Annotated in this window: 5 protein-coding genes and 1 pseudogene; 2 read left to right on the plus strand and 4 right to left on the minus strand. The window is 71.5% G+C overall.

Annotated features, from left to right (window positions below):
- Positions 1–200 precede the first annotated feature (200 nt).
- The 4 genes and pseudogenes from G3I65_RS54830 to G3I65_RS59225 form a co-directional block, all read right to left on the minus strand.
- A complete protein-coding gene (locus G3I65_RS54830; protein WP_160704401.1) occupies positions 201–1,022 on the minus strand; it encodes an SDR family NAD(P)-dependent oxidoreductase in 822 nt (273 codons plus the stop codon).
- A gap of 91 nt (positions 1,023–1,113) precedes the next feature.
- Positions 1,114–1,461, minus strand: coding sequence for a hypothetical protein (locus G3I65_RS54835; RefSeq protein WP_160704403.1), 348 nt, complete (start codon positions 1,459–1,461; stop codon positions 1,114–1,116).
- A 234-nt stretch (positions 1,462–1,695) separates the two neighbouring features.
- A complete protein-coding gene (locus tag G3I65_RS54840; RefSeq protein WP_309236119.1) occupies positions 1,696–2,589 on the minus strand; it encodes a ferritin-like protein in 894 nt (297 codons plus the stop codon).
- Between the two features lie 55 nt (positions 2,590–2,644).
- Positions 2,645–2,908: pseudogene (locus tag G3I65_RS59225) on the minus strand (hypothetical protein); the annotation flags it as partial.
- On the opposite strand from G3I65_RS59225, the gene G3I65_RS54845 reads away from it, so the two are divergent.
- Complete coding sequence (locus tag G3I65_RS54845; RefSeq protein ID WP_160704405.1) at positions 2,874–3,632, plus strand: SDR family oxidoreductase; 759 nt, start codon at positions 2,874–2,876, stop codon at positions 3,630–3,632. The pseudogene G3I65_RS59225 and the gene G3I65_RS54845 sit on opposite strands and share 35 nt — an antisense overlap.
- A 73-nt stretch (positions 3,633–3,705) precedes the next feature.
- Positions 3,706–4,599, plus strand: coding sequence for an RNA polymerase sigma-70 factor (locus G3I65_RS54850; protein WP_309236120.1), 894 nt, complete (start codon positions 3,706–3,708; stop codon positions 4,597–4,599).
- Positions 4,600–4,727 lie beyond the last annotated feature (128 nt).

The following is a 4,727-nucleotide window of genomic DNA, read 5'->3' on the forward strand; positions in this document are numbered from 1 at the left end:
TCAGGCTCGCGCTGGAGACGGCGAACGGGTGCGACCGCGCGAGCCGCGCCGGACGGCTCGCCGGGCCGGCCGCGACCCGGTCGTGCTCCGCCCAGAGCAGCAGACCCCGGCCCGGCGACCACAGAGCGTGCACCAACGGCAAGGCCTGAGGCTCCTTCGTTCGGGTCCGGGTTCTCCCCAGATCGTCGCACGGCGCCCGGTCACCGCCAGGGCAGGACCGCGCCGTCCCGGATCAGCTCGCCGTACTGAGCGGGGTCGAGGGGCGCCGACACGAGGTCCAGCAGCACGTCCGCCGCCTGGGCGGGGCTCGGCGCGTCGCGCACGTCCCACCACAGCGCCGACGTCGGGGTGTTCATCATCCCCGGGCAGACGGCGGCGAGCAGGATCCCGCGCGCCAGGTCGTCGTCCCGGCGCCCGGCGGCGAGCGCGCGCACGGCCGCGACCTGGCCGATCTTGGACGGGATGTTGACGAACCCCGGCCAGTCACCACCGCGCGCGCTGCCGTCCTCGACCGCGTCACGCCAAGCGGCCACCTGCTTGTCCACTTCGTCCAAAGAGGACAGTTCGGCGAACCGGTCGTGCAGTGCCGGCGCCAGGTGCCGCAGCGTGCCGAACGAGCTGGCCACGACGAGGAACCGGCCGCCGTCCCGCAGCAGCGGCGCGAACGCCCGCAGCAGCCGGGTGGTGCCGAAGTTGTTCACCTCGGCGTACTCCTCGACGATCGCGCGGGGGTCGTCGTCGGGCCCGACCCGCATGACGGCGTTGCCGAACACGACGTCGACCCCGCCGTGCCGGTCCGCCAGCACTTCGGCGAGCCGGGCCGGCGCGTGCGGATCGGCGACGTCGAGGACCTCGCCGCGGACTTGGACGGGGAGGGCCTCGACGGCTTGGGCGACGCGCCGGGCGTCGCGACCGGTCAAGTAGACGATGTCCTCGGCGGACCAGCGCCGGGCGAGCCCTTCGACGAGAGCCCGGCCGAGGCCTTGGGTGGCCCCGGTGACCAGGGCGACTTTCGGTGTCATGACACCACGCTAGGTCCGGGCTGATCATGCGAAAAGTGAAATGTCAGCAGATCAGGTATGCGGAAAAGTCATGCCCCGGCAGGCGCGCGGGTCAAGCCGGGTGGCGGACCTGCCGGGTCGACGGGTCGTAGCAGACCAGGCCGTACCGATCCGCCAGCTCGTCGATGCGCGGACCCGCTTCGGCGACCCGGGACAGGCCCATGCAGAGGATCACCCCGCGCTCCGTGGCATCCGGGCTCATGTTCCACGGCGAGTCGTCGGCGTCGGCGAGGTCCTCGAGCCGCGGGAAGTGCTTGACCAGCTCCGCGGCGAATTCGAGCGGCCCCGCGGCCGGCGCCGTCGCGCTGTCGTCGCCGCCGGCCAGCCGCTCGAAGATGTCCCTGGCCTGCTCGGCCGTCACCGGGTTGGGATCGGCCCACAGGTAGAGGTCGTAGCTCACGAGGGTGCAGCCTAGAGTCGCGGCACATCGCAGGAAAGTCCTCTTCAGCCCACCTTGCCCCGGCTTCACTAATTGCCGGACCAAAGTCCGGCACAGTTGCGGCGGCTCGCTCGGCGGCTTCGCTGACGTCTTGAATGAGTCATTCAGGTCTTCGGAGGTCCTGAATGACTCATTCAAGACACCGCCGACCCACCCGGTGCGACTTTGCCCAGCCCTGAGGGTGAATCCTCAGCATCAGTTCCGCCGCTCCGGCGGCACGTACTCGAAGGTCGGTCCCGCGGTCGTCCTCCCGTCCCCGGTGGGCAGCTTCATCAACGCGAGCGCCTGCTTGCGCAGGGCGAACATCGTGCCGACCGCGGCCATCATCCCGTTCGGGCTGCCGGTGAACGCCTCCTCCAGCTGGAAGAGCAGCAGGCTGTAGGTCTGGTTGAACTCCTCCTGCGCGACCCGGATGGGGCTGCCCGACGGGTAATCGGCCGTCCGCGGGTTGGGCCGCATCGGCAGCACGCCGTCGACGTCGACCGCGATCTCCTCGCCGGTCGGGCCCGACTGCGGCGTGTCGCCGGTCCGGTAGCGGCGGCCCAGCTTCAGCTCCTGGAACCGGTAGTAGTGCGCGACTTCCTCGCGCTCGGGGTGGAAGACGTCGCGGTCGCCGTCCCACACGTCGGTGCGCGCGGCGCCCTCGCCCTGCTCGACGATCTCCGCCAGCGCGGCCAAGGCGGACTTCAGGTCGTGGACCGGAAGCACCTCGCCACCGCCGCCGCGGAGGTGGAGCTCGCCGATCTGGCGGGCCGGGTCGCCGGTGAATACCTGCTCTTCGCCGAGCTTGTCACACAGGGCACGGAAGCCGGCCTCGATGGCGGCGTAGAACTGCCCGATCGTGCGGTACTCGTCGTCCTGCGGTGGCGCGTCCGCCGACGCCGGCTGCTCGATGCGCAGGAACAGCTCCAGCGCCTCGGGCCCGAACGGGGCCAGGTGGACGTGCACCGACCGGTCGCCGTGGGGCAGCGGGTGCGGGTACGGCGGCAGCAGGTCCGGCGTGTCGAGCTTCGGCGAGCCGCCGACGGCGTTGAGCAGGTTCGCGGCCAGTGCCAGGTGGATCATCTCCTCGGCGAGGACCGTGCCCACGACCTGGGTGGCTTCGGGGGTTGCGGGCGGCGTCCAGCGAGTACAGCGCGCACAGGTAGGGCGGGATCGTCGCGTGCTCGAGCTCGATCGCCCACTGCAGGTGGCGGCGGAGATCGTCGATCGTGTCCATGCGGTGCTCCGGTTCATCGGGTCGGTGTCGCCAGACAGGACCGGACGCCGCCGCGGTTTGTGACACGCCCGCTGTCACAAACTCCGGGCCCGTCCGGTCCTTGCTGGCGAACGACGTCCCGGAGCGGCCGGGACGCGGGAGGAGAAGGCACCTCATGAAGATCGTCGTGATCGGCGGCAGCGGGCTCATCGGCTCGAAGCTCGTCCGGAAACTGACCGCGCACGGCCACGAAGCGGTCCCCGCCTCACCCGACTCGGGCGTCAACACCCTGACCGGCGAAGGGCTGGCCGAGGTACTCGACGGTGCCCAGGTCCTGGTCGACGTCTCGAACTCCCCCTCCTTCGCCGATGACGCCGTGCTGGAGTTCTTCCGCACCTCCACCGGGAACCTGCTCGCCGCCGGGGAGAAAGCCGGGGTGGAGCACCACGTCGCATTGTCGGTCGTCGGCACCGGACGGCTCACCGAAAGCGGCTACTTCCGCGCGAAGATCACGCAGGAGAAGCTGATCAAGGAGTCCGGACGGCCGTACTCGATCGTGCACGCCACGCAGTTCTTCGAGTTCGTGGGCAGCATCGCCCAGGCGGCGGCCGAGGGGAACACCGTGCGCCTGTCGGACGCCCGCATCCAGCCCATGGCGGCCGACGACGTGGCCACCGCGGTCGGCCGGGTCGCCGCCGGCGCACCGCTGAACGGCACCGTCGAGGTCGCCGGTCCCGAGCAGTTCGGCCTCGACGAGCTGATCCGCACCGGCCTGGCCTTCCGCGGCGACCCCCGCGAGGTCATCACCGACCCGGACGCACGCTACTTCGGCGCCCTGCTGGACAAGGACATGCTCCTGCCCGGCCCCGACGCGCGACTTGCCGACACCCGGTTCGCCGACTGGCTCCCGCTGAACCCGCCGCCGGCGAAGTGACGGGGCCCCGGGAGCCGGTCTCGTAGAGTGGGGCCGGGCGACGACGAGGGGACGTGTGGTGGCGGATTCCGGGGTGGGTGCCGAACCCGGCGGCGTGGACGGGCTCGAAGCGGCCACGGCGGTCTTCACGCGGCTGCGGCCGCGCCTGTTCGGGATCGCCTACCGCATGCTCAGCAGCGCCACCGAGGCCGAGGACCTGGTGCAGGAGGTCTGGCTGCGGTGGCAGGCGTACGACCGGTCCACAGTGGCCAGTCCGGAAGCCTTCCTCGCCACCACCACGACCCGGCTGGCCATCAACGTCCTGCAGTCGGCGCGGAAGCGGCGGGAGACCTACATCGGGCCGTGGCTGCCCGAACCGGTCGACACCGCCGCTGATCCGTACCTCGGCGCCGAGCGCGGGGAGGCACTGGAGTTCGCGGCCCTGCTGCTGATGGAGAAGCTCACCCCCGGCGAACGCGCGGCCTACGTGCTCCGGGAAGCCTTCGACTACTCCTACGCGGAAATCGCCGGCATCCTCTCCTCGACCGAAGCCGCGGTGCGCCAGCTCGTCAGCCGCGCCCGCAAGCACCTCAAGGGCGAGCGGCGCGAGTCGGTGCCCGCGGCCGAGCAACGGGAACTGCTCACCACGTTCCTCGCCGCCGCGCGGTCCGGTGACATGGCCGAGCTGGAGCGGCTCTTCACGCCGGACGTCACCAGCCTGTCCGACGGCAACGGCCGCAAGGGTGTCGCCCGCATGCCGGTCGTGGGCGCGGTGCGGGTGGCGAAGTTCCTGCGGGCGATCTCCGGCTGGTTCTGGGCCGACGTCGAAGTGCGGTGGGCGACCACGAACGGGCAGACGTCCGCCGTGCTCCTCCAGGACGGCGTCGAGTACGGCCTGCTCACCGTCGGCGCCACCGCCGAGGGCATCGATCAGGTGCTGTGGCTGGTCAACCCCGAGAAGAACAAGGCGGTGCCGATCCCGGCCTGACCGCCGGCGGGAGGAATCCGTGCTCGACCCGCATGACGCGACCGTGCGCCGGTTCGCCGCGGCCTGCCGCCGCCGGGACGGCGCCGCGCTCGAAGCCGTCCTCGGCGACGACGCGGTCGCGACGTGCG

The organism is Amycolatopsis sp. SID8362 (assembly GCF_010550475.1).
Lineage (GTDB): Bacteria > Actinomycetota > Actinomycetes > Mycobacteriales > Pseudonocardiaceae > Amycolatopsis > Amycolatopsis eburnea.

What these genes read in the sequence shown, in the direction of transcription:
- G3I65_RS54845 (WP_160704405.1), top strand. Translation starts at nt 2,874, where the DNA reads ATGAAGATCGTCGTGATCGGCGGCAGCGGGCTCATCGGCTCGAAGCTC.
- G3I65_RS54830 (WP_160704401.1), bottom strand. Translation starts at nt 1,022, where the DNA reads ATGACACCGAAAGTCGCCCTGGTCACCGGGGCCACCCAAGGCCTCGGC.